Annotated in this window: 27 protein-coding genes and 1 pseudogene; 17 read left to right on the top strand and 11 right to left on the bottom strand. The window is 35.9% G+C overall.

What is annotated here, in order from left to right; translation table 11 throughout:
- Window positions 1–51: 51 nt before the first annotated feature.
- Window positions 52–729 (top strand): DUF421 domain-containing protein, encoded by a 678-nt coding sequence (locus tag CVD28_RS11660; protein WP_101592550.1) that lies wholly within the window; start codon window positions 52–54, stop codon window positions 727–729.
- Window positions 730–891: 162 nt separating this feature from the next.
- Here the strand turns inward: CVD28_RS11660 and CVD28_RS11655 are convergent, their stop codons facing one another.
- Window positions 892–1,131: a YhdB family protein gene (locus tag CVD28_RS11655; RefSeq protein WP_101592549.1), complete on the bottom strand. Its 240-nt coding sequence runs from the start codon at window positions 1,129–1,131 to the stop codon at window positions 892–894.
- Between the two features lie 182 nt (window positions 1,132–1,313).
- On the opposite strand from CVD28_RS11655, the gene CVD28_RS11650 reads away from it, so the two are divergent.
- The 3 genes and pseudogenes from CVD28_RS11650 to CVD28_RS11640 all read left to right on the top strand — a co-directional run bounded on the left by CVD28_RS11650 (window position 1,314) and on the right by CVD28_RS11640 (window position 4,179).
- Complete coding sequence (locus CVD28_RS11650; protein WP_101592548.1) at window positions 1,314–1,643, top strand: DUF3889 domain-containing protein; 330 nt, start codon at window positions 1,314–1,316, stop codon at window positions 1,641–1,643.
- A 94-nt stretch (window positions 1,644–1,737) separates the two neighbouring features.
- Window positions 1,738–2,538, top strand: a pseudogene (locus CVD28_RS11645) (SpoVR family protein); the annotation flags it as partial.
- 777 nt (window positions 2,539–3,315) lie between these two features.
- On the top strand, window positions 3,316–4,179 hold the full coding sequence (locus CVD28_RS11640; protein WP_101592546.1) for a hypothetical protein: 864 nt from the start codon (window positions 3,316–3,318) through the stop codon (window positions 4,177–4,179).
- 6 nt (window positions 4,180–4,185) lie between these two features.
- Here CVD28_RS11640 and CVD28_RS11635 read toward each other — a convergent pair whose 3' ends face one another.
- Window positions 4,186–4,458: a hypothetical protein gene (locus tag CVD28_RS11635; RefSeq protein ID WP_101592545.1), complete on the bottom strand. Its 273-nt coding sequence runs from the start codon at window positions 4,456–4,458 to the stop codon at window positions 4,186–4,188.
- Window positions 4,459–4,655: 197 nt separating this feature from the next.
- The gene (locus CVD28_RS11630; protein WP_101592544.1) at window positions 4,656–4,925 is read right to left on the bottom strand and encodes a YolD-like family protein; all 270 of its coding nucleotides are present in this window, start codon (window positions 4,923–4,925) and stop codon (window positions 4,656–4,658) included.
- A gap of 132 nt (window positions 4,926–5,057) precedes the next feature.
- On the opposite strand from CVD28_RS11630, the gene CVD28_RS11625 reads away from it, so the two are divergent.
- The 7 genes from CVD28_RS11625 (at window position 5,058) to corA (ending at window position 10,614) form a co-directional block, all read left to right on the top strand.
- Window positions 5,058–5,732, top strand: a complete 675-nt coding sequence (locus CVD28_RS11625) for an excalibur calcium-binding domain-containing protein (RefSeq protein WP_219621193.1) — start codon at window positions 5,058–5,060, stop codon at window positions 5,730–5,732.
- 45 nt (window positions 5,733–5,777) lie between these two features.
- On the top strand, window positions 5,778–5,963 hold the full coding sequence (locus CVD28_RS11620) for a hypothetical protein (protein ID WP_101592542.1): 186 nt from the start codon (window positions 5,778–5,780) through the stop codon (window positions 5,961–5,963).
- A gap of 106 nt (window positions 5,964–6,069) precedes the next feature.
- Entirely contained in the window at window positions 6,070–6,906 is an 837-nt protein-coding gene (locus CVD28_RS11615) for an ATP-dependent DNA ligase (protein WP_101592541.1), read from the top strand.
- Window positions 6,907–7,677: 771 nt separating this feature from the next.
- Window positions 7,678–8,112 (top strand): hypothetical protein, encoded by a 435-nt coding sequence (locus CVD28_RS11605; RefSeq protein ID WP_101592539.1) that lies wholly within the window; start codon window positions 7,678–7,680, stop codon window positions 8,110–8,112.
- 145 nt (window positions 8,113–8,257) lie between these two features.
- Entirely contained in the window at window positions 8,258–8,551 is a 294-nt protein-coding gene (locus CVD28_RS11600; RefSeq protein WP_308315081.1) for a DUF523 domain-containing protein, read from the top strand.
- Between the two features lie 530 nt (window positions 8,552–9,081).
- The gene (locus CVD28_RS11595; protein WP_101592538.1) at window positions 9,082–9,372 is read left to right on the top strand and encodes a hypothetical protein; all 291 of its coding nucleotides are present in this window, start codon (window positions 9,082–9,084) and stop codon (window positions 9,370–9,372) included.
- A gap of 291 nt (window positions 9,373–9,663) precedes the next feature.
- On the top strand, window positions 9,664–10,614 hold the full coding sequence (gene corA, locus CVD28_RS11590) for a magnesium/cobalt transporter CorA (RefSeq protein ID WP_101592569.1): 951 nt from the start codon (window positions 9,664–9,666) through the stop codon (window positions 10,612–10,614).
- A 181-nt stretch (window positions 10,615–10,795) separates the two neighbouring features.
- On the opposite strand, the gene CVD28_RS11585 is transcribed toward corA, so the two are convergent.
- The 4 genes from CVD28_RS11585 to CVD28_RS11570 form a co-directional block, all read right to left on the bottom strand.
- The gene (locus tag CVD28_RS11585) at window positions 10,796–11,734 is read right to left on the bottom strand and encodes a magnesium transporter CorA family protein (RefSeq protein WP_101592537.1); all 939 of its coding nucleotides are present in this window, start codon (window positions 11,732–11,734) and stop codon (window positions 10,796–10,798) included.
- A 916-nt stretch (window positions 11,735–12,650) separates the two neighbouring features.
- Entirely contained in the window at window positions 12,651–13,514 is an 864-nt protein-coding gene (locus CVD28_RS11580; RefSeq protein WP_101592536.1) for a PhzF family phenazine biosynthesis protein, read from the bottom strand.
- 446 nt (window positions 13,515–13,960) lie between these two features.
- Window positions 13,961–14,161: a cold shock protein CspC gene (cspC, locus tag CVD28_RS11575; RefSeq protein ID WP_010331195.1), complete on the bottom strand. Its 201-nt coding sequence runs from the start codon at window positions 14,159–14,161 to the stop codon at window positions 13,961–13,963.
- 404 nt (window positions 14,162–14,565) lie between these two features.
- Entirely contained in the window at window positions 14,566–14,763 is a 198-nt protein-coding gene (locus CVD28_RS11570) for a hypothetical protein (protein WP_257985838.1), read from the bottom strand.
- Window positions 14,764–15,226: 463 nt separating this feature from the next.
- Between CVD28_RS11570 and CVD28_RS11565 the strand changes: the two genes are divergently transcribed.
- Both CVD28_RS11565 and CVD28_RS11560 read left to right on the top strand, forming a co-directional pair.
- Window positions 15,227–16,285, top strand: coding sequence for a DUF4238 domain-containing protein (locus CVD28_RS11565; RefSeq protein ID WP_257985837.1), 1,059 nt, complete (start codon window positions 15,227–15,229; stop codon window positions 16,283–16,285).
- 177 nt (window positions 16,286–16,462) lie between these two features.
- Window positions 16,463–17,353 carry a helix-turn-helix domain-containing protein gene (locus CVD28_RS11560; protein WP_101592534.1) on the top strand — a complete coding sequence of 297 codons (891 nt, stop codon included), beginning with the start codon at window positions 16,463–16,465 and terminating at the stop codon, window positions 17,351–17,353.
- Between the two features lie 139 nt (window positions 17,354–17,492).
- Here the strand turns inward: CVD28_RS11560 and recJ are convergent, their stop codons facing one another.
- From recJ to CVD28_RS11545, 3 genes are read right to left on the bottom strand one after another with little or no spacing between them, the layout of a single operon-like run.
- Window positions 17,493–19,148, bottom strand: coding sequence for a single-stranded-DNA-specific exonuclease RecJ (recJ, locus tag CVD28_RS11555; protein WP_101592533.1), 1,656 nt, complete (start codon window positions 19,146–19,148; stop codon window positions 17,493–17,495).
- Window positions 19,149–19,153: 5 nt separating this feature from the next.
- Window positions 19,154–19,543 (bottom strand): hypothetical protein, encoded by a 390-nt coding sequence (locus CVD28_RS11550; protein ID WP_101592532.1) that lies wholly within the window; start codon window positions 19,541–19,543, stop codon window positions 19,154–19,156.
- Window positions 19,544–19,557: 14 nt separating this feature from the next.
- The gene (locus CVD28_RS11545; protein ID WP_101592531.1) at window positions 19,558–21,021 is read right to left on the bottom strand and encodes a recombinase family protein; all 1,464 of its coding nucleotides are present in this window, start codon (window positions 21,019–21,021) and stop codon (window positions 19,558–19,560) included.
- Window positions 21,022–21,142: 121 nt separating this feature from the next.
- Here CVD28_RS11545 and CVD28_RS11540 point away from each other — a divergent pair, with 121 nt between their 5' ends.
- Window positions 21,143–21,379, top strand: a complete 237-nt coding sequence (locus tag CVD28_RS11540; RefSeq protein ID WP_101592530.1) for a hypothetical protein — start codon at window positions 21,143–21,145, stop codon at window positions 21,377–21,379.
- Between the two features lie 103 nt (window positions 21,380–21,482).
- Here CVD28_RS11540 and CVD28_RS11535 read toward each other — a convergent pair whose 3' ends face one another.
- Window positions 21,483–21,821, bottom strand: coding sequence for a helix-turn-helix domain-containing protein (locus CVD28_RS11535; RefSeq protein WP_101592529.1), 339 nt, complete (start codon window positions 21,819–21,821; stop codon window positions 21,483–21,485).
- 155 nt (window positions 21,822–21,976) lie between these two features.
- Here CVD28_RS11535 and CVD28_RS28060 point away from each other — a divergent pair, with 155 nt between their 5' ends.
- Genes CVD28_RS28060 through CVD28_RS11525 form a run of 3 tightly spaced genes read left to right on the top strand, consistent with a single transcriptional unit; the run spans window position 21,977 to window position 25,135 of the window.
- Window positions 21,977–22,126 (top strand): hypothetical protein, encoded by a 150-nt coding sequence (locus CVD28_RS28060; RefSeq protein WP_180954126.1) that lies wholly within the window; start codon window positions 21,977–21,979, stop codon window positions 22,124–22,126.
- Window positions 22,123–23,625: a recombinase family protein gene (locus tag CVD28_RS11530; protein WP_101592528.1), complete on the top strand. Its 1,503-nt coding sequence runs from the start codon at window positions 22,123–22,125 to the stop codon at window positions 23,623–23,625. Before CVD28_RS28060 ends, CVD28_RS11530 begins: the two co-directional genes overlap by 4 nt.
- Complete coding sequence (locus CVD28_RS11525) at window positions 23,612–25,135, top strand: recombinase family protein (RefSeq protein ID WP_101592527.1); 1,524 nt, start codon at window positions 23,612–23,614, stop codon at window positions 25,133–25,135. The genes CVD28_RS11530 and CVD28_RS11525 overlap by 14 nt, the downstream gene beginning before the upstream one ends.
- The last annotated feature ends 81 nt before the right edge of the window (window positions 25,136–25,216 follow it).

Raw genomic sequence — 25,216 nt, 5'->3', positions numbered from 1 at the left:
GTTTGAAAAAATATTATATTGTTCAAACTTACTAAAAAGGTGGTGAGCGTAATGGAATATGCATGGATTGCTTTGGAGATTGTAAGTGGTTTTATTGCATTATTCATTCTTACTAAGGTTTTGGGTAAAACAGAACTTTCACAAATAACAACTTTTGATTTTATTTCGGTATTAGTGTTGGGTGAATTGGTTGGCAATGCCATGTATGATCCTAAAGTTCATGTTGGAATAATACTTTTTTCAATAGTTCTTTGGGGGGGACTCATCTACTCTTTAGAGAAGATTACCCAAAAGTTTCAAAAAACAAGGCCCCTTCTGGAGGGAGACCCGTCATTGGTCATTAATAAAGGGAAAATTGATTATAAAACTATGAAGAGCAATAATCTTGACTTAAATCAGCTGCAGTGTTTACTAAGGGCTAAAGATGTATTTTCACTTCGAGATGTGGAATATGCCGTTCTTGAAACCAACGGAACGATTAGTGTGCTTAAAAGCTATGAGTCAGAAACCCCAAGCAGGAAGGACTTTCAAATGGGGAATAAAAGTATTTCCTTGCCGCTGGCACTCATCCTTGACGGAAAAGTAGTAAAGAAAAATTTGGAAAAGGTAGGCCGTGACCAACAATGGCTCACATCGATCATTCAGCAAAAAGGAGTGAAAAATATTAAAGAGGTATTTTTCGCGGAATACGAAGAAGGCAGGGAGATTTTCATTCAGGATTATTCATAAAACATAAACAACCGGCCCATAAAACTTGGGCCGGTTGTGAGAGTTTTCTTTATTCGCTATTAACATTAACAGTTATTTCCGCTTTGAGAATGAAAGCCATCCCATTAACTTTATTCTCTATAGTGTATACCTGTTTTTTATTTGTAAAAACTAATTATCAGGTTATCCATGAAGCAGTATATCCTGAAACGTCATTTCTGTGGCATGGTCAATATAACGAAGCAGAGCATACAAATGGCTTTCGATTACCTTATAATCATGCTCAAAATGATAAGCGTGCAGGAAGTGTTCAATCTTTCTGGATAGGAAATCATCTTTTGTTCTAACCATTAATATTAACAAGTTATCCCATTCCGAGCGGTGTGTGTAATATAACGCACGGTCATATTCTGCTTTATCCAATTTATCTCCTCCTTTTAAAGGAGTACTTTTAGTTTGTTCAAAAAGCGAAGAACCCTTCCTATGCAAAATGTGGTGGTTATGACTGTATTTTATGATGATAAATCCTTAAATAAATATGGGTGGATCCGGAGAATAATTGGATGAAAATAATCGCATCATAAGGGTAAGGTGAGGTGTTATATATGAAGAAATTTATGCTTGCTCTATGCCTGCTGATGTTCCTGGGCCAAGGATCAGCGTTTGCCCAAAAAACGGATTACGAGAAGTATGGAAAAATAGCTATAACCGTGGTACAGGCTGATTATCCAGAGGCTAATGTAACGGAATATCAATATCAAGGCAGAAAAGATCTCGGAAATGGCAAGGTTGCTGATTCATTTTTATTTAAAGTTACAAAGGATGGCAAGGAAAGGGAAGTGGTAGTGACCATTGCTCATAGCCTTTCCAACAACAAACTGCTGAATTTGACAGTAGAAGAAAAAACTCCACAGCAAAGTACGCAGCCTCGCTAATTATAGCGGGGTTTTTTTATATTAGAGGGTTAATTGTACGTCATTTTCCGTACCTTGTATCATACATTGTGGTAAAGGAAAGGGGGAAATGCGTATGAATCAATCGGAAAGAAAAGCCCTTGAGTATGCGATTAGTGAAATAACGGAAATCGCTCAAGGGTTTGGGCTGGATTTCTATCCGATGCGTTACGAAATATGTCCGTCTGAAATTATTTATACATTTGGGGCCTATGGAATGCCTACAAGGTTCTCCCATTGGAGCTTTGGAAAACAATTTCACAAAATGAAGCTTCACTATGACCTTGGATTAAGTAAAATTTATGAGCTGGTAATTAATTCTGACCCATGCTATGCCTTTTTGCTGGACTCTAATTCACTGATTCAGAACAAGCTTATTGTTGCTCACGTTTTGGCTCATTGTGACTTTTTTAAAAATAATGTCCGATTCCAGAACACGAAGCGCGATATGGTTGAGAGCATGGCTGCTACCGCAGACCGGATTCGCCAGTACGAAATCCAGCATGGTAAAAAAGAGGTTGAGCAATTCCTTGATGCAGTCCTCGCGATTGAAGAACATATCGACCCTTCATTAGTGCGGCCAAAGCTTTCCTGGAGCATAGGGGATGCAGAGGAGGAAGATGAGAAAAAACCCGCATCCTCTCCATACGATGATCTTTGGGGGCTAGATAAAAAGAACATCCAGTCTGTTCAGCCCCGAAAGGTTAAAAAGGTTTTCCCGCCGCAGCCTGAAAAGGATATTTTGCTCTTCATTGAACAATATAGCCGCGAGCTTGAGGAATGGCAGCGTGATATTCTAACCATGATGCGTGAGGAAATGCTCTATTTTTGGCCGCAGCTGGAAACAAAGATCATGAACGAAGGCTGGGCTTCGTATCGCTAAGGTGCTTTCTCAGAATCAATCGTGGAATCCATCCAATCGTAATAAATAAGTAAACCGACTTAAATTTACTTAAGGAACAATGTGGCTGTACTTTACTTCCATAAAGTTACTTTTGTTTATTTACCAAAGTAACTTTACGGAAGTAAGATGCATAACAAAGGATATTAAAAAAGCAGATAACCCGTGGGTCATCTGCTTTTTTGTTATAAACGGAATTACAGAGGAGACCAGAGTAATAAAGCTTGATATGCCACCAAATAATTCCGACATTTTTTGAGTTATCCCTAAGCTCTTTTCTGTTTACTATAATGTAATATATGGAGTTCTATTCATTGACCAGTTTCCTGAACTTATTGTCGCTTTGGAAAATAAAGAGAACTGGAGGAGTTTAAGTGTCAGGAATAGTAAAAAATATAAATGATGGAAATTTATTGGATTATTATATCGGATACCTAGCTCTAAACCGAGGTTAATTTAAGAAAATCCAGCGATATCAAGAGATGTCCAGGTTTGGTAACTTAGATTTTTTCTGATATTGGGCATCTCGGTTTTTAGTATAGTATCATCAATAATGTGGTAAAGATACTCTCATATCATTACTTTTGTATGTTTTACTTTCTAAAATTAACCGCTATATCACCAATCCAAATCTCATAGGGGGGCGTAGGGATTTATGAACTCAGACCGTGTGAATAGTAGCAAGACAAGAAGTGACATTCTAAAAAAAGAAAGCGGCATACATAAACAAATGTAAAGAAGATTGGAGTTTATATGAGCATCTTTAAAAAGCTGAAATCTTTCCTTTCCCCACAAGGGAAAAGATCACAAAACTTCACCAACATTAAAAATATTAAGCCTGAATATAAATTTGGTACTGACACTGGTCTTATACACTTGGAGCGTGCTGAATGTCCATATTGTGCATTTACCTTGGAAAAACCACCGTCCCGCAAAAAGAAGTGCCCGAAATGTAGTCAGGAGATGTATATAAGAACCTTACCTTTTGATGAAGGCGAGGAGAAGATTCGTGTTATTGCGACAGAGACAATGGCTGAACATCTCGATGTAGAATGGGCGAAAAAGAATGGTACATATGACGAATGGCAGAAAGAGAAAAAAAGGCACGCAAAAATGAAACAAGAGCTGAGTAATAATTGGGGGAAAGAAGCGAGCGAAAGTGATGTAGAGTGGCATCTTCTTATGAACGAGAGGATATTACACGCTAACAACCAACAATGGGGGTTATACAGAAATACCACTTTAAGAATGGCTGAGCACTTATATAAATTAAAGAAGTATGAATTAAGCCTTAGAACCTATTTAGAGGTTTTATATATTGATGTGAACGGTCCAAATAACGCGGGAAAAATTAATGGGCAATATGAGTTTCATGTGAGACAAGATTTCAGACCCTTTAATCCAAACGATAAAAGCAATACATTCCTAGCCCCTGGAGTAGTTAAACGTGTCCTGATAATTACATCAAAGAGGTTCCCGATGGATAAGGAATCACTTCAGGAGCTGTTTATGCACCAATGTGATAACGTCTTTAAAGCTCTGGCTCTCCTGCTCACTCCAGAAGAAGCTTGGAGTTTAATAAAAAGTGAAATAACCCAGGAAACAGATCAAAAATAAATCAAATCATTTTTTTTCGTTGTAATAGATTTCAAGCTGCTTCTCTGCGACCGATACATCAAACAACAGCCGAAAACCTTTTGTCTCACCATTAATAAAGGGAATGATAGCGACAAAATTAGCTGAAAGAGTTCTAAGTTGTTTATCAAAGAAACTGATTTGTTCTCCTTCTTTTAAATCAAATTGTATAAGCATTGCGTGCATTTCTTTCGGACTGTTGAAAGTAACTTCTCGAAACACTTCGTCGGTAATTCGGTCAATAAACTCTAACTTAAACAAAAAAACACCTCCTATGAACAATATTAACGTTCTTGAAAGGTGTTTTTTCGTATGTATTATGAAAAGTTTATGAAATATCTAACACTATGCGCCGTTGTGAAAAAGCTCTATCCACAAAAACTTCTTTTAAGCTTCCACTACTTCTATCCCGATAATCTCGCTAAAAAATATTTTTTTCATGCCTTCGTCATCTGATTCTAAAATATTCTTTTACTTAGCTCATCGAGCTTAAGTATGAGCCCTTTATACTCCAATATGCGTCCTGCGTTCCAAACCTGGATTTTTACTTGGTATGTAAATTCCATCGCTAAACACATTTTTTGTTCGAACTCTTCAATCTGGTACTCGTCTAGTACTGGCTTATCAATCCTGTGATAATCCGTCTTCATGGCTCGCAGCAGCGAAACGTGTTCTGGCATGAAAAACGCCGATTGCCATTTAACTTTACCTCGGTCTCTTATAGTCATAAAAAATTCCTCCCTTCACCTACTTTCTTATTATAGAACAAATGTTCTTGTTTTGTGTTAAAAAAATATGTTGATTAAACAATGCTGGGTTATTTAGAATTGACATTAGATGGAAAATTAAGGAGGAAGTATATGTCTTCAATGTTTTTTCTAATTGGTGCAGTATGTTTTTTTGTTTTCACTTTCAGGTACATAAGAGAATCAGGTGAACGTCGGAAGCCACTGGTATTCAATATGGGATTTATAATGGCTGCTTTATTGCTTTTTATTTTGGGAACAGTTCAGATTCATCGTGCGACTGCTGAAGAAGAAAATAAGAAAGACACCATCATTACAGCAAATTTAGAAAAAATTGAAGATCTAACGGACCAGAAGGATGAAATAGAATCAAAGATGGATGAAACGGTGGGCAAGCTAAAACAAGAATTGACTACATTAGAGGAAAATAAAGCGGCTGATGTAGAAAGCGCCATAAAAAAGGCGAAAGAGGAACTAGACAAACAATATCAATCAACTGTACAAGCAGCTGTTGATGAAGCGGTTGCGAAAATGAAGACCGAATATGAGTCAAAAATCGCGGCAGCAGAAGCTAAAGCGGAAGAGGAAGAGGCTAGCAGTTATACAGAGGCTGCGGAACTGAATACTGCATCTAACCTGGAATATGACCCATTTGGACCTGATCTGGACTGTGGGGACTTTTCATCGCAATCCTCAGCACAGTCCGTGTACGAAGCAGCTGGAGGACCTTCTCAAGACCCACATGACCTTGATCGGGATAATGACGGCATTGCTTGCGATGCGAATTAATGAATACTGCTGGTAACAACAATTTTGAAAGGAGGTTTTTGTTTTTTGGATTCTTTACTATACAAAGAGATAATCACAGAGCTAAAACTATATACTCTACGCATTATAAACCAATTGAACGATGATGAAGCTTATACAAAGGAAATGGCGATAAAAGATTTACTACAGCTTGTTTCACGGCTGGAAGAGGAAGAGCCACATCCTAGCTTACTTCAACTTCCTTCTAACTGATCACTAAAAATTCCTCCATTAAACGAATTATTTACCACCTTCTAATCAGGTCTTATTGACTACTCTTTAAGGGGAAACGTGTTACTCTTATCATGAGGTGGTAGATTTGTTCGTTGCACCAATGCTGTTGCATAAATCACAGCATCCTTTTGATGATAATGATTATATTACCGAACTGAAGCTTGATGGCATTCGCATTATTCTAACCAAGTTTAATAACCAGATAAAGTTATATACACGTCACAATAATGATGTAACTGCTAAGTTCCCTGAATTATTGGAGGCTGCCGAGCGAATTCCGAATGGCACGGTGCTCGATGGAGAGCTTGTGGTAACCGATCATCAGGGTAAGCCAGATTTTGAAGCCGTGATGGAGCGGTTTATGTCGAGAAAATCAGAACATCAAGTGCATTACTGTGTGTTTGATGTCATCTATTATGAAGGACAAAAAGTCACGCACCTTCCTTTGGTCAAAAGAAAGGTACTTCTTGACACTATGCTGGAGGATACAGACGCAGTAGCAAAGGTCCAGTGGTTGAGAGGAAACGGAAAAGCCTACTTTGCGTTAGTAGAGGAGCAGGGCTTGGAAGGGATTGTCCTTAAGAAAGCGAACAGCAAGTATCAGATTAATAAGAGGTCGCAGGACTGGTTGAAGGTCATCAATTATCAATATACCGATGTTTTTATTACAGGCTTGAAAAAAGATACATTCGGATTGCTCTTGGGTCTTGAGGAAGAAAGAGGAATAAAGCCTGCTGGCGTAATGGAATTCATGAACCCAAACGCCAAAAAGCAATTTTACAGCCTGTATCAGGACTTGATAATTGATGAGAATAAAACAGCTATTTTTATTGACCCAAAGATAAAGTGCAAGGTGAAGTTCAGAAACTATACAAAAGCAGGGTTATTGCGCATTCCATCGTTTGTTGAATACACATCATAATAAACGACTATTCAAATGAATAGTCGTTCAGGCTGTCAAGAAACATGTAACCAACATGGGGATAACAGATAACACCACTAACTTTCATTTCAATTTCTTACTTTGAGGGATTTACGATGGGTCCCCGACTTCTTTGCTTTTATTAGAGAAAGTACATCGCGATAACAACGTTTAACGGTTTCCATTTCATTATAACCATCCACTCTAATGCTTCCATAACCCTCAGCGTAACCAATCGCTATGGACTGCATTTGTTGGATTAAGAACTAGTATGGGCAGTTCACTATATTTTCATCTCTGTAGTGAAGCACTTTATTTTGTGCTTCATGGATGGCTAACGGGCAGGTTATTGGAACAAGAGTTACCGTTTATTTCCTGAAGCAGTTGAAGTTTAATTCTGCTACAATTTTTCAGACCGTTGTTTTAGTTAGGATGGAACGGATAGGGTGAATGCTTGGGTTGTTGGATTATTGTTTTTAATTCCAGGATTGATCTTTTTCATATTTGTTTTGTTAAATTATACGGAAGAAGAGCATTGGAAAGAAGTTAAGAAGTGGGAAAAGAAACGATACTTATGCTTCTTGGGCAGAACAGGATATGGTTCTTTCCCACAAATTAGCAAGTAAATCCTATTTTGCTGCAAAAATAATACTTGTACTGTTGTCACTTATTCCAATTGTAATAGGGGCTTTTGCTTTATGGGTATTTTTTTCATAATGGACTACTGGCTTGCTGGGCTAACAGGGTAGGTTAATTATAGGAAGTGAAAAGATGTTCTTTTATTATGGAATGGTTCTAGTAGGGGTTTTTTTAGTAATAATTGCAATATTCGGCTTTATTGCTATGTATGTTGATAAAGAATATACATTATTAAATGTAGGAAAAAGCTTGGGAAGCTTTTTAATTGGTGTTTTATTTTTAGCGGCTACTCTTCCAAGCCTAAAATATGTTGTGCTAAAGGAATATGATGTCGTGAGTGGAAAATGTGTTATCGAAATAGATTCATCAGGTCGTTCTTCTACGGCGGACTTTAAAATGCTCGATACAGATGAACTGTTTACTTTCAATGATATTCCAGCACTTGATGCTTATGGAAAATCAATCCCTTATTATTGTGAGGTAACAGTTACAAAGGACCATATGTTTGAAATTGGGTATAAAATATTTGAAGCCAAACCCCGAAAGTTAATATTAACTAGCCCGTAGTCCGTGTTTACAGTTGTAAATGATAAAAGAGACAATTAACTTTTTTATCCTGGATAGAAATTACACTTTGATAAGAAATGTAGTTTACTATCGGGTACTTTAACTCAACAACCGCAGATTCGCAGACTCTTATGTTATTGAGCTAATGGAAAAGGAGCAAAATCTATCTAGAGCTATTGCCAGAATAATTGATATGTACCTTTATTCACAAGATGAAACAGAAAATGAGCAAATTCAAGCCTTAGGAGATGAAGTCTTTGAATGGATTGAGGATATAGTGGTCCTAAAGGAAAATAGCCCATCCTGTGGCAGTTTAAAGATTTATAACGGCGAATTCATTGGTGAAAAAATTGAGGGGATGGGCGTTACTTCTGCTTTATTAAAAAGAAATGGATTAAGAGTAATTTCAGAAGAACAATTTGCTGAAACCTTTTTTTAGTTGCTGGCTTCAAGCATATCAACAGCTTAAATTATCATAGACTGTTTGTCCAAACCCTTCCAATAATTGCTGTAATGAGTAATAGTTATTACTTATAGGGAGAAAATTAAAGGAGCATATTGATGATTCCCATCGAACTTGTATGTTACGAACTTTTAAGTGAAGCTATGTTTATTAGTGACCTGCCAGCCAAAAATGATTAACTACTATTAGTTTTTTGGGAGGAGGAGATAGCACGATGGCAAGTCTATTGGAGAATTTACAAATATCACTATTGGAAACTAAGGATCGTTTAAGTCTTCTTAAAGAGCGTGGAGTCGAAGCATGAACCATAATATATCCTGGGATGAATTATAATGCTGACCTTTATTATCAACTTTTAGAATTCTTACCGAGAGAAATTCAACAAATAGAAATTAGAATTAAGGAATTAAGTGAAATAAATAACCGTCACTAAGCTGCGGTTTCTGGCGGCTTTTCTTATCTTTTTGTTGGAATGGCTTTATAATAAAGAAAAGGGAGGAAATAAAGTGTTTACAATAAAAGAACAAAGCTGGACCATTAAGAGTACAAAAGATGTAACAATCAAGCAAAACGAAAAAGGTGACATACCCACAGCAATAGTTCGGTTAGAAGATAATGTTCCGATACAAAAAAGGAAGGGTTATCGAAAAAGGGAAACCGCAGTAGAAATAATAATTGCAGATAGTTGGGGGGTTTGTTCGGTAACAGGTAAACGTTCTGATTATGATGTGGACATCAACAAGGCTGACAAAGAAATTATTATAAGGAAAAGACCAAAAACTAATATGCGGTTTTAGCAAAAAGACAGCCCCTGATTTTACTTGGCTGTCTTTTTTAACTATCAAGGAGCAAAAAATAAAATGAATGAGGGCGATGTTGAGGATTTACGAACGCCATCCCCCGCAATCATATTTGTGACTATTCCTAGAAAAGTCGTCTTAATGTGCATTCAATCCGCATTTTTTAATTGGTTTGGTTTTAAACAAAAAGTTATTGGGAATCTAATTATATCTACTTCAATTAAAGGAACTTGGTAAAGGGGTAATAATCGGATTAACTTATTAGTGTTTGAGGAAAAAGGTGAAAAAATGGTAAAAACCTTAGCAATTAACAAAGAGTCAGAAATGAAAATGAATGTGGAAATTTCTGATCTCCTTAAAGGGGATTATTTATGGTTCTGGGTGGATTTTGACCAACCCAGCAACGAGGAAGTTGAATACTTAAGGAAACCTTTTAACTTTCACCCCCTTGCAATTGAAGACTGTATTCATACTTTACAACGACCGAAATTAGATTATTATGAAGACCACGTTTTTTTTGTAGCACAGGCGTTAAATTCTCATAACTTAACAAAAGAAGAAGTTGATATTTTTTTAGGCGAAAAATTTATTGTTACATATCATTATGAAAAATCTGAAGCAATCGATAAAGTGTGGAAACGCCTTGAACAAAGTTCGAATATTAAAAGTTGGAACCCTTCTCTTGTGTTGTATGAGGTGATTGATAAAATAGTCGATAATTACTTCCCTTTAGTCCAGGGAATAGAGGAGATTTTAAATGAAATTGACAATAATCCTCAAAATAAAACGATGGAGTTGCTCCTAAAAGACTTATTTGATGCAAGACATGATCTTCTTACCTTAAGGCAGGTAATTTCTCCAATGCAGGACTTGGGTTACCGAATATTGAATTCCCAAAGATTGACTTCACTACAATTGAAAAAGGAATATTTTACAGATATTTATGACCATCTTGTGAGACTTGGGGAAATGATTGAAGCAAATCGAGAATTAACAACCGATATAAGGGAAAGTTACATAGCACTAAATTCAACACAAACCAATCATGTAATGAAAGTTCTGACCGTCATAACCACCATTTTTATGCCTCTGACTTTCATCGCAGGAATTTACGGGATGAATTTTGAACATATGCCTGAATTAAAATGGGATTACGGGTATTTTGAAGCCTTATCTCTTATGTTTCTCATAGGAATTGGTATGTTTATTTGGTTTAAGAAAAAGGGTTGGTTTAAATAAGAAGAAAATGGTTAGGTGAATGTTTAACAAATATCCAAGGAAAGTTTAGAGAATGCTTTAGGTGCTACCGTAAAATTTTAGTCAAGTTGAACAGTAAATGATGAGATAAAAAAAGAGCTGGGAAATGAATTTCCAAGCTCTTTTTGTCATGGCTTTTAATTAAGAACTGCTAAGGCTAGTATTAAAAAAATCTCTTCTTCCAAAAGATAAACGCGGTAATGGATGAAAGAATGACGGATAAAATAATGGCACCATAAAAAGCAAAAGGGTTATCTTGAAAAGGGATACCGACATTCATCCCGTAAAAACTTGATACCATTGTCGGTAAAGCTAAGATGATGGTCACTGAAGCTAAAAACTTCATCACCATATTCAAGTTATTTGAAATAACAGATGCAAAAGCATCCATCATTCCACTTAGAATGGTTGTATGGGTTTCAGCCATCTCAATTGCTTGTTGATTTTCTATGATTACGTCCTCCAGCAATTCTTGGTCATCTTCAAACATTTTTAGATAATTGCTTTTTAACATCTTCTGCATAACGATGTTATTGGATTTTAAGGATGTTGTGAAATAAACTAAACTCTTTTGCATGTTCAGTAACGAGAACAGTTCTTTGTTCTTCAATGACTCATGCAGCTCTTTTTCAATCCTGTCAGTTTTTTTAATGATTTGCTTAAGATATTTTAGGAAAGAAGTGGCTATTAAATACAGAATTTGAAAGGCAAACCTTGTTCGTTTAAAGGTAAAGAATTGTTTAATTTTGTTTTGCGCAAAAACGTGAAAAATGGGATTATCTTTCAAGCAGATTGTAATAAAACAATCATTTGCAATAATCATCCCCAAAGGGATTGTGTCATATATAGGAATGTCATTTTCGTCTTTTGACAGTAACGGCATGTTAACGATAATTAAAACATTATTATTATCTTTCTCAATCCTTGAGCGTTCCTCTTCATCTAGTGGATCTTTTAAAAAGTCTATAGGTAGATTTAAAGTTTTTGCAACTCGAATGATTTCAAGTTCAGTAGGCGACACCAGGTTAATCCAGCATCCTTTAGTTATTTCATCGGTTTCATGAAGGACACCATTTTCGTTAGTTAAATAAATATTCAGCATGTTATAACCTCCTTATCTCTTTAAGGAAGTCAAAATACTCTTACAAAACAAAAGAGTCGATTTCTTTAATCAAACATCTAAGGGTTTGTACGATTATGACTTCCCCTGTGTTCGAACTGGGTTCTGGTTCGTTCTTACTTTGACAAACCAAGAAAATCAACTCCTCTTATTAACGGTTTATATCATCCTTTATTATCTTACTCTTCGCCCAAGTGCTTGTAAACTTGTACTACATTTTGTCTATTCATTAGAATAGTCGTTTTTTTTGTGCAGTCGACCAGAATAAATGTTGTGGCTTGGTATTATATTGGGTTCTAAAACATAAAAAATGAATAAATAAGCTAGGTATATACTCCTTAGAAAGGAGGTAGTATCATCCTTTATAAAACCCATTTAGCTACATCCATCGCTGCGGCGGCTGGTGGCAACTATTATTTCATATCCATTTACAATCGGATATTTGGGAGGTGTTTCATTAGGAAGCTTATTGCCCGACATTGATGAACCAAATTCATATATAGGCAGAAGGTCGTTTGGTTTGGCTGAAATCATTAAACAAAAGCGTGGATATAGGGGATAACTCACTCATCTGGGGGAACCCTTCTCAAGACCCACACGACCTTGATAGGGATAATGACGGTATAGCTTGTGATGCTAATTAATCATTATAGAATTTAAATAGTTTAAATTTTTTTATCCCGAAACGGGTATTATCATTTGTGATCAATAAGATTAATTTCAGACGAATCATATAATAATATGTGTATTTGGCAATTAAGAAATGCTGTTTATGGCAGTATGTTTTTTGAATATAAAAAAGCCGAATATATGCAAGAAATGAATAAAAACTTGCATATTTTCGACTTATTGATACTTATTGATATTAAACAAAAGCCCCCGTTAGTTCAATATCATATTATAACCATTTGCCTTCTGCTACAACAAAAGCACTACCACCTATTTGTATTGTGTATTTGGAATTATTTTTAGTAGCTACTGCTTTTAATAATGATTTCCTATTAATCGAATAACCTTGTTCAACTGAATAACTTATATCCTGGCTATCAAAAACGTTATGTTCTAATAAATACCCAGCTAAATTTCCGTTAGCACTGCCCGTAGCGGGGTCTTCTAAATGACCTGACGTAAACATAAAGACTCTTGCATGTAAATCGTTAGATGGATTTACTGTTTCTTTTGTAAAGATAAGAATATTTGCATCTCCTATTTCCTCTAAAAGTTCGTCATAAAGTTTATGATTTATTTTACATCGGTTTACTGCATCTAAAGTCTTTAAATTTACAATAATGCTTGGTAATCCAGTTGAAACTACTTGGACAGGAAGTTCAACATTGATATCCCCAATGTCAATTTGGAGAATTTTCGAAATAATTTCTGCGTCTATTGTATTTTTAAATATTGGTTGGTTTTGTAACATCCAACCCTCTTGACCATTAAACATTACAGGAATCTGTCCAACTTCAAGATTAAGTTTAATTTCATTTGAATTATTACCATCTATGAAACGTTGAATAACGTATGCAGTACCAAGTGTAGGATGTCCCGCAAATGGTATCTCTGAATCAGGTGTAAAAATCTTTACATTGTAGCCACTATTTTTTTGTAATCCTGACATAATAAATGTAGTTTCTGAAAAGTTTATTTCCTTTGCAATTTGTTGCATTTCTTCTTGTTTAATATCCTCATCAGGAATACAAACAGCTAATTGATTTCCTTCATATGGTTTTTCCGCAAAAACATCAACTATGTAAAATTTCATTACGTTTTTCTCCTTTTAATTCTTATGATAACATTTCAGAAATGTTTTAATAGTCTTTTCTTAAAGTAAACTGCCCGTTAGTGCAGTTAGCATAATTTCATAAATATGTATAAATATTAGTATTTATACATATTTCCCTTAAGTAATAATTCACAAAGATTGATTAACATACTGCCAAAACATACATCAATTAATTGCCAGAAACAAATAATATGGTTGATCCTCCAAAATTTAATTAAAAGAAAAATAAATAACCATATACATTCCTCATTTTGTCAATCGGTATGTTATACTACAAACAAACCTTTGAAGCTTTAAATCATTTTACATTACCTGTACCATTACCCTACTCGAACGTATGAGTGGGGGTTTTTATTAAGTATTATACAGAGAACATAAAAAAACAGGCTCTATATATAGAGCCTGTTTGTATAATCGATTTAAGATTAAGCTTTTTGAACGTTAGCAGCTTGAGCGCCTCGAGCACCTTGCTCAACGTCAAACGTTACTTTTTGACCTTCGTCTAAAGATTTGAAACCTTCACTTTGGATAGCAGAGAAGTGTACGAATACGTCGTCTCCATTTTCACGTTCGATAAAGCCGAAACCTTTTTCTGCATTAAACCATTTAACTGTACCTTGTTCCATTTGTGTTGCCTCCTAGTGCGTTACCGCACAATGTGTTACTATCCTTGCCCAAAGTGATCATCAAGACGAAAAGTCGATACTCATACTATCCTTTACACCGAACAAAAATAATTCTTTCTTATCGTAACAGGAAACGGGAAAAATTGCAAATTCCATAAATATAAACTTCTGTAACTTCGAAAAAGACAATGCCAAAGAAGACCCTTCTCATTCGTTGAAGAAATGGAGAGAGGCACATTTCATTGGTCTATGCATTAGATTGACTGGATTCAGAACCAGTATGGGCAGTTCGCAATATTTTCATTCTCTGTGGTGAAGCGCTGATCTTGAGCTTCATGGATGGCTAACGGGGGCTTTAGTTGAAATTGAAACAAAAAGTAAACCCTGCCTAAGCAGGGTCCGAACTATGGTTTTAATCGCTGACTAACCCACCAATCTATATGATCTAAATTAAAGACAATCATATTACTGATAGGTCTAAGATGAGGTATATCTTTATTTAGAATAAGATCGTGGACTTGCTCCTCAGCAAGCGGATAACCTACTGAAGCAAGATAAACGATTAATTTTTGAATCCCATAGATCTTTCTCAATCCTATCACCTCCCGTCAAGTTCTCTTTGGGATAAAGAAAGCTCAGCAGGAGGTATTAAGAAAAAGGAAGATAGGTATATATACCCCTTGACCCTAAGTTGTAATCCAGCACTTTTGTGAGCTGGTGTTAACGATGGTTTACTAAAGGGTGCGTTAGTTAAAGAACAATAGGATGGCATCGTGAGCACGATGAATAATAGCTCATTAAAAGGTGATATGATGAGGATAGAAGAATGGGATTATTAGATTGGGTTTGGGGAAAAGCTTTGAGGTAAATCCAATTACTGTGAATGTTTTAATTGTTACTCAGCCAGATGTTAGGTCATTTAAATATCTGAGTTCCGTAAAGCATTTGATTTGCAGACGGATTAACTTATAAAGGAGTTGAAAGGATAAGGATCCAAAAAAGGATTTACCAAAGAAAACAGGCTAATATCCTGATATGTAAAAATAATGAGAGGAGGATCTATAAATGAAATATTTAATTACAGCTATCGTTGTGTTTGTTATTGCAGTTGTATTAATTACAGTTAGAAATAAAAGAAAATTGTCAAACAACATCTTTACCACGTTCGATCATAGTTCTTCAGGAAAATCCGAAGGAAGTAAATCAGAAATGAAGAAAAAACGGGGACAGCATTATATCTGGAGATATTATTTAACTTCATGGTCAGATGATTCAGGATATTTATTCTGTCTTAGAAATAATAAAGTATTTCGTGTACTTCCAAAAAATATCGGAAAGGCAAGGGATTTTTATAGACTTAGAAATCTTAGTCCACTTGAAATTTCAATAATAGAACAAGGTTTTATTAAGAACTATTGGACTCAAGAAATTCAACAGATAAATAAGAATTGGATAAAACTATTTACAGACATTTTTAGACAGAAAGAGATATTAGAACAACAAGGTAAATGGGACGAACAACAAGAAGAGAAACTGGATGTAATTATGAATAACCTAGTTGAGGATGTTCATTGTCAAATAGAAGAGACAGCCTTGCCGTACTTGGATTCACTAAAAAGCGGCAACATCGATTTTCTGAAAAGCTCACATGCAAAGTTTGAATTTATGTTTTTCCTTTGTTTGCAGTATGTTAGAACGAGCATGATGAAGAATAACATCTTGAAATCATTTGCGGCGGGTCCTTTGCCTGTATCTCCTTCGCAAATTGAAAATGTGTGGAGTGTGCTTTATTTTATATTAGCTACAAATCTTGCCATGACTCTTAGCACGAGTCGTACTTTACGGGTCGTAATGCTAAAAAATATCAGTTCCTTGCCCTTTATAACAGGAGACCAACCAATAATTAATACACTTGTAGATTATTCTGTTTATGAAGAAGCAAAGGAATTTGAACTATATTACCCAATTTCCCCTGAATTAGCTTTATTAATATCCAATAACACTAATCAATCAATTATTGAAGTTAAAGAAGAAGAGGTAACAAAATACAATAATTTAATTGTTAATGCATCAGACGAACAAATATATTCAAATGACGAAAGTATCTTGAATAGTTTAGTTTAAAAACCCTATTCTGTTATTCACAGCGAGTGATTAGTTGAAATCTACAACATAAATTACTGCGAATTTCGCTTCGAGATCACCACTTTATAGGTGGTCTTTTTTTCTTAAATAGACATGTTATATATGACACTACTCATATATTTACTTAGGTAAATTTATGGGGAGTTGTTAAATCAGATGAACTTTTATAATGTCCACCAAGCCTTAAACATACTTCAGAATTATTACATTACAGACTCAATACAAATGGTTACACGTTGGATTCGTGAGGGAAAAATTAGAGCGGAGAGGTCGGAAAATCGTAAAGATGGTTGGAGAATCCACCATGAAGATTTATTTGAATTTATAGAAGAACAAAGACCAGGTATGCCAGAAATAATGGCTGTTCATGATTGGTATGTTAAGAATGCGTTTCGAATTGATTCCGATATTCCAATTGAAAAAGAGGTTGAAATGACCACCGAAGAGGTGAGGAGTAAGGATTTACCACAAGAAAAAGTTAACGAATGGGAATTAGAAAAACTTCAGTTGGAAAATCAGATAATAAATCTATCCAATCAATTGTTACATGCAAATCAAAGGATTTATGATCTGACTAATGAACTTGAAATAGTTAGAGAGGACTACTGTTTTTTGGAAGAGTTATATGAACAGGTTGAGGAAATGCGTAAAGAGCTGGCTGGTCAGAATGCCTTGATGAATCAGCAAGTAACTTCATCTAATAATAATGCAATTATAAAATCTAAACCAAATAGAGAAAGCTCAAATAAAACTTTATCATATAAGGACTTTACTTCACTATTCAGTGATGTGAGTAAGGAATTCAGTAGTAAGGTGGGGGATTATGGAAAGAAAAACGATGTTTTCATAAAAGATATTTATTCAGTATTTTTTAGTGAAACGGAATGTCTTGAAGATAACATAGTTGAAATGGATGAATATCGCTGCCCAATTACGGACAAACCATATAGAAATTTAAAGTCCATGCTCAAAAATGCGATAAGAGTAAAACTTAAGGAAGTAGTAGTAAATGAGGACGACAAGGTGGAGGCTGGCAATTTAGATTAGCTAGTCTCTCTTAATAGGCAAATGAACTTGAGTCACCCAATAATATCCCTCGAAGGGTAAAGTAAAAGATAATAATAAAGTAATAATAAATAAAGTAGTAATAAAATAAAGAAACAAAGGAGTCTTAAAGGCTCCTTTGTTATTTGGCGTTTCTTAAATCATGGATTAGAAAATCTTTTTTCTTTATGCAATTAGGGGTGTAAAGGAATTCTGTCAATGGAGCCCTTTGTAATTGTGGGAGGAAACTGCCCTTGAAAAATGCATTAGCTTCTTTTCTTTTAACATTAATTTTTAAATGTTCATTATTCTTTCCGAATGTTTGATACTGTCTGATAACGATCGGAGAACTATAGAATAATGGTTTGGGAAATGCCATCCCAAACGGTTCCAATGCCACCAGGTCATCAAATAAATGAATGGGGAATTGGTGTAAAGGGACTTTACCAATATAGTTAACTTTCGGTCTGATTGGTGCTTCTTCAACGGCTGCTCTTTGAATTGCAAGGTTGAATTCATTGAATTGCTTTAAATCCATTGATAATCCAGCCGCAGCTTTATGACCGCCATATTTCGTTAGGTGCCCAGAACACTTTTGTATAACGTTAATGATGGAAAAGTCAGTTCCATTTACACTTCTTGCAGAACCTGTTCCTGTTTTTGAAATGACAATTGCTGGTCTTTTAAAGGTGCTGGTTATTCTGGCAGCAATAATGCCGATAATTCCATTATCAAAGTCATCATTGACCACGATAACCTTTTGTTTGTACCATTCATTTTCCACAATTTTTTTTGCAACACGGTTAAATTGCACTTTCGTCATTTCCTGCCGCTTTTTATTTAATTTGATTAGTTGATACAATTCCTGGTCAGTCGGACAAGGATTAATGAGCGTCCTTACTGCTTTATTTGGATCATCAATTCGACCACATGAATTGAATATCGGTCCGATTTGGAATCCAATGGTTGAACTGTCTACATAATTGATTTTTAACATCTTAAATAACTTCTTTAAAACAGGCTGTGGATCCGTATTCATTTTCTTTAATCCGAACCAGCAAATAACACGATTCTCACCTTTTAGTGGCATCAAATCAGCAATTGTTCCAAGTGTGGCTAACTCCAGGAATTGATGAGCATAAGGTGCCCAATCAATTTTTGCAGCCATAAATAGGGCTTGTACAACTTTTAATGCAACCCCTGCACCCGCTAACCCTGTAAAGGGGTAAGTATTATCGCTTCTTTTTGGGTTGATAAATGCAAGGCACTTAGGATGAGCACCAAGAATATCGTGATGGTCAGTAACTATCACATCAATCCCTTTCCGTTTTGCAACTTCCAATGCGGGATGGGCACTTGATCCATTATCAACGGTTATGATTAGGGCAATATCATCTGGAAGCTTATCAACCGCCATGGGGGAAAGTCCGTATCCCTCGCTCCGAATGGGTAAACGAAAATAGACATTGGCTTTAAACATTTTCAACGCTTGGTATAAAAGGGTTGAAGATGAAATGCCATCAACGTCATAATCCCCAAATATAAGGATGTTTTCCTTTTGTTTAATGGCGCGAGCGATACGGTAGATAGCCTTTTTCATATCGTTTAACAAGAAAGGATCGTGAAGGTCATTAAGTGATGGAAAAAGGAAGAGGGATAAATCCTCCTCATCCTTTATACCATGGACGTATAGATGATGCATGAACACGGGTTCAATACAAAAGCTCCTTGCTAAATAAGTGATATGAGCCCTGTCAGGATGTTCTTCCAAAGGTGAATCAAAAGGTGTCCATTCCATGATTGTTACAATGTCTCCCTTTCATTAGTGGTTTTGTAGAACCAGGCAAAGTGCCGCGCAGGAAATACCATCAAACTGTTAAAGAATCCTTCTGAGGGAAGGTTATTTTCATCGTAATATTCGTTATAATATCTCATTAGGAAATTGAAACGCGGGGCTATCCTTAGGTTTTCGTAGAATACTTTTATTGGTACGGGAAAAGCATTGCTATATTCGATGCCTCCAGAAGTGAAGTAATGATAAAACTCAAACGGCGTTCCCCAATCGAGCGAACTTATATCCTCCTTAAAAAACACAAAGCCTGCCGATTTATTATGAATTAATGCATGCTTGAGATGTAGCACACTGGTATAATCGCTTGATTCAAACATTTCAGCCAAAGTCACTTCATGCATATTGAACAACTCCATTAACGAATATCGAAAACAATTTCTAAATTCTTTTCTCCCTTCAAAATGACTTTTTCCACAATGGTTTTAATCAGTGACTTTGCCTCAGGGACAGGTAATGCTTCGATTGCATCAATAACGTTTTTAATCTTTTTGGTTACCAGTTTTTGCAGTTCACCCATATGGACTTCAGGTCTCTGAGCCTCGTTTTTTACTTCTTCGAGAAATTTCTCCATTCTTCCCTTTTCTTCATTTAAATCCACTAGTTCAATTAAGCCCGCCGTGTATGCTTCGACTTTTCTTTTGTATCGATTCTTAGCTGAGCGTATTTTTTGTTCAATTGAACTTTGGTCCTCTGCCATGCTTTTTTGGATAAGGTGAGGAATCATTTCTGAACTGAATGAATTGGATAGATGTAAAAGCCCTTTTTTAAACCATGATTCAACTTCATCGGCTTTGTATTGTTTGCTCGTGCAGGTTCCTTTATTTTTATTAGCTGAGCACCGATAAACTCGATACCGTCTTTTTTCTGAACCTGACCAACCAATACTCATTCCTGATCCACAATTTCCACACTTCAGCAATCCCCCTAGAAGATGCGGGCTTGTTTGAGCTCTTGGTGCCATTTGTTTTTTATTCACCTTATTCTGTACCTTTTCCCAGGTGCCTTTTTCAATAATGACTGGGAGAGCATCATCCACAATTACCCATTCCTTATCATCTTTTTCAGGGCGCTTTGATTTGCTTGAATCGATTCTATTCCAAACAAGTGTGCCTTTATAAACAGGGTTAGTAAGCATTAATTTAATGGAGCGTATCGACCACTCTTTTTTTTGTCTTGAGGGAACATTTTCCTCATTTAATTGTTTCGCAATGGAATAATAGCCAATCCCCTCATTCAAGTACCAATCATACACTCGGCGGACCACTTTTGCTTCGGGTTCATGAATGACCAATTCCTTATTCTCTAGCCGATACCCATAAGGACTTTGTGTAAGCCATTTTCCATGGCTTGCTGCATGGAACATATTTTCAAAAACGCGTTCTCGAATTCTCTCGCGTTCAAATTCTGCAACCGCACCTAACACCTGAAGTGTCAGACGACCTGCTGGGGTGTTGGTATCAAACGCTTCACTGATGGAAATGAAAGAAACGTTCTTTTGGTGAAAGGATTCGATCAGTTCCAAAAGATGAAGCAATCTTCTGCTGAGACGGTCAAGTTTCGTCACTAAAATCTTTGAAATTTTCCCTGCATCTATATCTTCCAATAATCGCTTTAATTGAGGACGTTCCAAATCTTTAGCTGAATACCCATCATCTACAAAAACAATTGGATATTCAGTCCAACCCATGGCACGACAATAGGCTTTTAACCGTTCTTGTTGTTCATCAAGCGATACACCTTCTCGTGCCTGTTCATCCGTAGAAACGCGGCAATACAGGGCGATTGAACGTTCAGTAATTTCATTATGTTGTTGGATCATTTGAATGCCCCCTACACCGTTTGTCTCATATATATGGTTTAAGGTTGAAAAAAATGAAGATGAAAATAAGGGTTGTCCCATCCAGTTCCTTGCATATGTTTAGGACAAGGGGGAATTGCAAATGGACGATCTGAAGATCAGTTATTCGGTTTATTGCGGTTCTGAAAAGGTTTCTTTTGTTGATATCACCGACCTTTGTAATCACGAATTAGCTCACCAAATAAAGCAAAAAGTAAATGACTGTGATCTCAAATTGAAAGAAAAGGCAATTCTCCATCTAGTGGATAAACAAATCGGAAAAAACCAAAACAATATCCAGGTTACATTTAAGCAAACAAAAAGAGAGTCACCACTCTAGTGGTAAGACTCTCCTTTTTTTATGATATTTATTCATGGTGGTGAACAATTTGTTCACAACCATGAATAAATTACCAAGCATTGGTCATAATTATAGTACAAGGTTACTTTCTATCCTGAAAAAAGTTAAGACTATTTTCCAAATTGGCGAGTAAAAACTCAACTGCTTCTCGATTTGTGTCAGCTAATGCTTTTAGTTTATTAGCAGATTGCTGAATCCGTATATCCAATTCGTTACGCGGGTCATGAAGATATTCAACAGGAAGGAGTGAAAGTTCATCTTGAAGTTTTTCAAGAACAGACAGTTGAATGGTATCTGTTTTTCCTGTTTCCAAATTACTTAAATAAGCGGGTGAAATATTCAGTTGTGCCGCAAATGCATTTAGTCCGATTCCTTTTTGTTTCCTTAAAACCCGAATGCGTTCTCCAATCTGTTGCAGCATATATAATTCCTCCGCAAAGTAACTTCTTTATCCGTCTATATTATGAAATCAATAAATTGTCCTATTAATGATTTTCAACACCATAACAACAAAATCCTGTTAAAAAACCATAAATAAAGGAAAGTAATCATAAATTTATGAAGGAGACAAGATTCATGCGAAAAACACCAAAGTGCAAAGTAATTTCAGTTCAATATGTACACTACCCAGAAGCAGCAAAAAAATGGTTCGATTTGTATGCAGACATTCTTTTAAAAGAGGCAGAAAACAGGCAATCAAATCATTTGGAGGTATTAAATGAATGAAAACAGTAGCCTATTATCGTAATTCAATCAGTGCTGAAAAACAGAAGTTATCCATTGAGATGCAGATGCAGCACGTCCAGGATAGTGCAAAAAAGAAGCGTTTATTAATAGATGATGAATTTATAGACCGTGAGACTTCCGCAAGGAAAACCAGTTTGGAACAACGAAACGGTATGAACTTATTAATGGAAGAGATGAAGAAAGGAAGAGTAAAAAACTTAATTGTTTATAGCCGATGCCGATTAGCCCGAAATGTTCAACAGTACATGAAGTTATTTGAACTGTTAAAAGAGCACAAAATTAACGTTATTTTTGCCGCGGAATTTGAATTTCCGATGACGTACACAGTGGAGTCAGAATTGATCGAACGTATCCTTGCGGCTATGAATCAAGCGGATGCCGATAAATTAGTGCAAAAATTACAGGATGCAAAAATGACTAAAGCTAAGGATGGAAAGCATGCAGCTGGTGCTATTCCTTTTGGTTATCGGAAAGGACTTAGCGGAGATGAAGCGGGTGGCAAAAAAGAGGAGTGGGAAAAGGTTGAAAGTGAATGGAAGGTTATCGAAGATATTTATAATCTGTTTCTCTCTGAAGAATTCAATTCCTTAAGTCAATATGTAAACTTGGCAAATGAAACGGGTTCACGGAAAAGAGATAAAGAATGGGACTACCAGAGTATGAAGAAGCTCTTAACCAACCCCGTGTACAAGGGGGAACGAATTTTCAATTCAAAAGGAGAGGCAATTAGTCGAAAGGTTCCTGAAATTCAAATTGTAAGTGATTTAACATGGGATAGAGCGCAAAGGAAAATGAAAGAAATCGTAAAAAAATATGAGAAAATTGAAGAGGAAGTTGAAAAGGTATATTTATTAGAGCAACTTGTTAATTGTGCCGATTGTAATGAAGTAATGAAAGGAAAGAAACATGTTGCCAAAGGTGAAACAACTTTTGTATATAAGTGTAAAAAACATTCGAAAATTCGAGTGGAAAAAGACTGGCTCGAAGAAACAGTTATCGAGCAAGCAAATAAGTTTTTTCAAGAAATGGTCCAATCTAACTTTTCTGAAGTGATTGAAAGAATGTATAAAGGTGAAGCATCTTCATATTTGGAATTGATAAAACAAGTTGAAGGTGAAATTAAACATTTGGAAGATAAAATGGCTGAAAGGACAGAGCTTACACTCGAAACAGGCAGTGAATTGTTCTTGGACCCAACAATGCTCGAATCCATAAAAAAATACGAGCAAAGCCAATTTATATTATCAGAACTGGGAGCCCGAATTGAGGAGATCAAAGATAAGTTCCATACGGTAATGGAATGGAAAAAAGAAACAATGATTCAGCTGCTCCGTAATGAAATGGATGACCAAGAAAAAATGGAGCTCATCCAGGATATTGTTTTCGGAATTGATGTAAGCCCTGATAGCATCACCATTGTTTTTCAGCATCCATTATTTACAGCCGTTAAGGGGAGGTCAGAGATTGGACTTAACTAGCGTTCTCAAGCCTGGTATGAAGGGAGTGTTCTATGGACGGCATTCCACCCAAAAGCAGAACATGGAAACCCAACGCCGAAGAGCCTATGAACTGGCTGAAAAATATGAATGTAAAATTATCGGTGAAATTTTGGACGAAGGGGTTTCGTCAAGAAAAAAGGACCGTAAAGGTTATAAAAAACTGATAGCGGATGCCCACAGTAATAAGTTCGATTTTGTGGTCATTTATGATCATAAAAGGCTTGCCCGTATTCCTGAAGAACATGATACCATTCGTGTGGCAATGCATATCCTTGAAATTCCTATCATCGAAAGCGAAACGGAAAGCTTATATGACTTTGGGGATACCGTATTTAGTGCAATTAAGGACGGAATTGCAAAATATGAACTTGATAAAATTCGTGTCAATACAAGAAACGCAATAGAATCATTGGCAAAAAAGGGGCTTTGGACAGGTGGGAAAGCACCATTCGGTTATCGATACACCCCAAAGGAAAAGGGTGACAATGGTAAGTTTGAAATTGTGGATGTTGAAATGGAACTTGTGAAAAAAGTGTTTCAACTTTACAGGAATAATAATGGGTTTTCAACTATTGCCAGACAAATGCCCTTTAAAAGCTTTAGAGGTAAAGAATGGAACAAAGACCGTGTAAAAAACATCATAACCAATCCTTTTTATGCTGGATATATTTCAATAAGGCGAAAATATGAAAACCAGCATAATGCGTTAAAACCGCGTAGCGAGTGGACAGTGGAAAAGAGTTCGATGGTACCTGCTGTTCTTTCAATTGAGGAATGGGAATATTTATGGGATATTTACACAAATCGGAAGGAACGAACCATTCCACCAAAGCATTTTAAGACTCCTTTTCTTTTATCAAGTTTATTGGTTTGTGAAAGTTGCAGCCTAAAGCTGCTTGGAAAAGATCAAAGAACAACAAGTAATCAAGGGAGGGTCTATGGCAAACAAGTATATATTTGTAAGCCGTGCAATTATAAGTTGGATATGGTTGACGCTCATAGCACAGCTTTCAAGGTATTTAAGGGTTATCAAAGTGTTGATACCGAAGTAATAATTGCGGCAATTCAAGAAGAAGTGGAGAAGGATATAGCCTTAGTAAAGGGAAATATAGTGGATTTTGAAGCGTTATGGAATGCTGAAAAACAAAAGCTCCAGTTGTGTAATTTGGAGATTGAAAAGGCTTTTCTTCGAGAAGAAAAGAATGAGTCGTTAATTAAAGTGTTGGTTATTACCAAAGAACGGTTACTGAATAAAATCCACCAAATTGAACAGTGGATTGAAGAAAAAAAGGCAAAAATGAAAAACCTGGAAGACATTCAAAAAAACAAAAGCATTATTAACGAACAGTTAAAGCATTTTCATTCCACACAATCCATCAATAATGAAGATTTAAGGGCATTGTACTTGTATTTCTTTGAGGAAATCCTTGTAAATGACAAGGGGCACTTGAAATGTAAACTCCGATTTAATTTGGACGGGGACATATAGTCGAGTCTAATATGTAAATAAAAGCCCCTTTATCAGGGGCTTTTAAACTTTACCTCAGTAAATTTATCCATGGTTTTACCT

The organism is Bacillus sp. M6-12 (assembly GCF_002860285.1).
In the GTDB taxonomy this organism is placed as follows: Bacteria; Bacillota; Bacilli; order Bacillales; family DSM-1321; genus Peribacillus.
This window is presented reverse-complemented; position numbering and strand designations above follow the sequence as displayed.

What these genes read in the sequence shown, in the direction of transcription:
- CVD28_RS11660 (WP_101592550.1), top strand. Translation starts at nt 52, where the DNA reads ATGGAATATGCATGGATTGCTTTGGAGATTGTAAGTGGTTTTATTGCA.
- CVD28_RS11650 (WP_101592548.1), top strand. Translation starts at nt 1,314, where the DNA reads ATGAAGAAATTTATGCTTGCTCTATGCCTGCTGATGTTCCTGGGCCAA.
- CVD28_RS11640 (WP_101592546.1), top strand. Translation starts at nt 3,316, where the DNA reads ATGAGCATCTTTAAAAAGCTGAAATCTTTCCTTTCCCCACAAGGGAAA.
- CVD28_RS11630 (WP_101592544.1), bottom strand. Translation starts at nt 4,925, where the DNA reads ATGACTATAAGAGACCGAGGTAAAGTTAAATGGCAATCGGCGTTTTTC.
- CVD28_RS11625 (WP_219621193.1), top strand. Translation starts at nt 5,058, where the DNA reads ATGTCTTCAATGTTTTTTCTAATTGGTGCAGTATGTTTTTTTGTTTTC.
- CVD28_RS11605 (WP_101592539.1), top strand. Translation starts at nt 7,678, where the DNA reads ATGTTCTTTTATTATGGAATGGTTCTAGTAGGGGTTTTTTTAGTAATA.
- CVD28_RS11600 (WP_308315081.1), top strand. Translation starts at nt 8,258, where the DNA reads ATGGAAAAGGAGCAAAATCTATCTAGAGCTATTGCCAGAATAATTGAT.
- corA (WP_101592569.1), top strand. Translation starts at nt 9,664, where the DNA reads ATGGTAAAAACCTTAGCAATTAACAAAGAGTCAGAAATGAAAATGAAT.
- CVD28_RS11585 (WP_101592537.1), bottom strand. Translation starts at nt 11,734, where the DNA reads ATGCTGAATATTTATTTAACTAACGAAAATGGTGTCCTTCATGAAACC.
- CVD28_RS11580 (WP_101592536.1), bottom strand. Translation starts at nt 13,514, where the DNA reads ATGAAATTTTACATAGTTGATGTTTTTGCGGAAAAACCATATGAAGGA.
- cspC (WP_010331195.1), bottom strand. Translation starts at nt 14,161, where the DNA reads ATGGAACAAGGTACAGTTAAATGGTTTAATGCAGAAAAAGGTTTCGGC.
- CVD28_RS11565 (WP_257985837.1), top strand. Translation starts at nt 15,227, where the DNA reads ATGAAATATTTAATTACAGCTATCGTTGTGTTTGTTATTGCAGTTGTA.
- CVD28_RS11560 (WP_101592534.1), top strand. Translation starts at nt 16,463, where the DNA reads ATGAACTTTTATAATGTCCACCAAGCCTTAAACATACTTCAGAATTAT.
- recJ (WP_101592533.1), bottom strand. Translation starts at nt 19,148, where the DNA reads ATGGAATGGACACCTTTTGATTCACCTTTGGAAGAACATCCTGACAGG.
- CVD28_RS11550 (WP_101592532.1), bottom strand. Translation starts at nt 19,543, where the DNA reads ATGCATGAAGTGACTTTGGCTGAAATGTTTGAATCAAGCGATTATACC.
- CVD28_RS11545 (WP_101592531.1), bottom strand. Translation starts at nt 21,021, where the DNA reads ATGATCCAACAACATAATGAAATTACTGAACGTTCAATCGCCCTGTAT.
- CVD28_RS11540 (WP_101592530.1), top strand. Translation starts at nt 21,143, where the DNA reads ATGGACGATCTGAAGATCAGTTATTCGGTTTATTGCGGTTCTGAAAAG.
- CVD28_RS11535 (WP_101592529.1), bottom strand. Translation starts at nt 21,821, where the DNA reads ATGCTGCAACAGATTGGAGAACGCATTCGGGTTTTAAGGAAACAAAAA.
- CVD28_RS28060 (WP_180954126.1), top strand. Translation starts at nt 21,977, where the DNA reads ATGCGAAAAACACCAAAGTGCAAAGTAATTTCAGTTCAATATGTACAC.
- CVD28_RS11530 (WP_101592528.1), top strand. Translation starts at nt 22,123, where the DNA reads ATGAAAACAGTAGCCTATTATCGTAATTCAATCAGTGCTGAAAAACAG.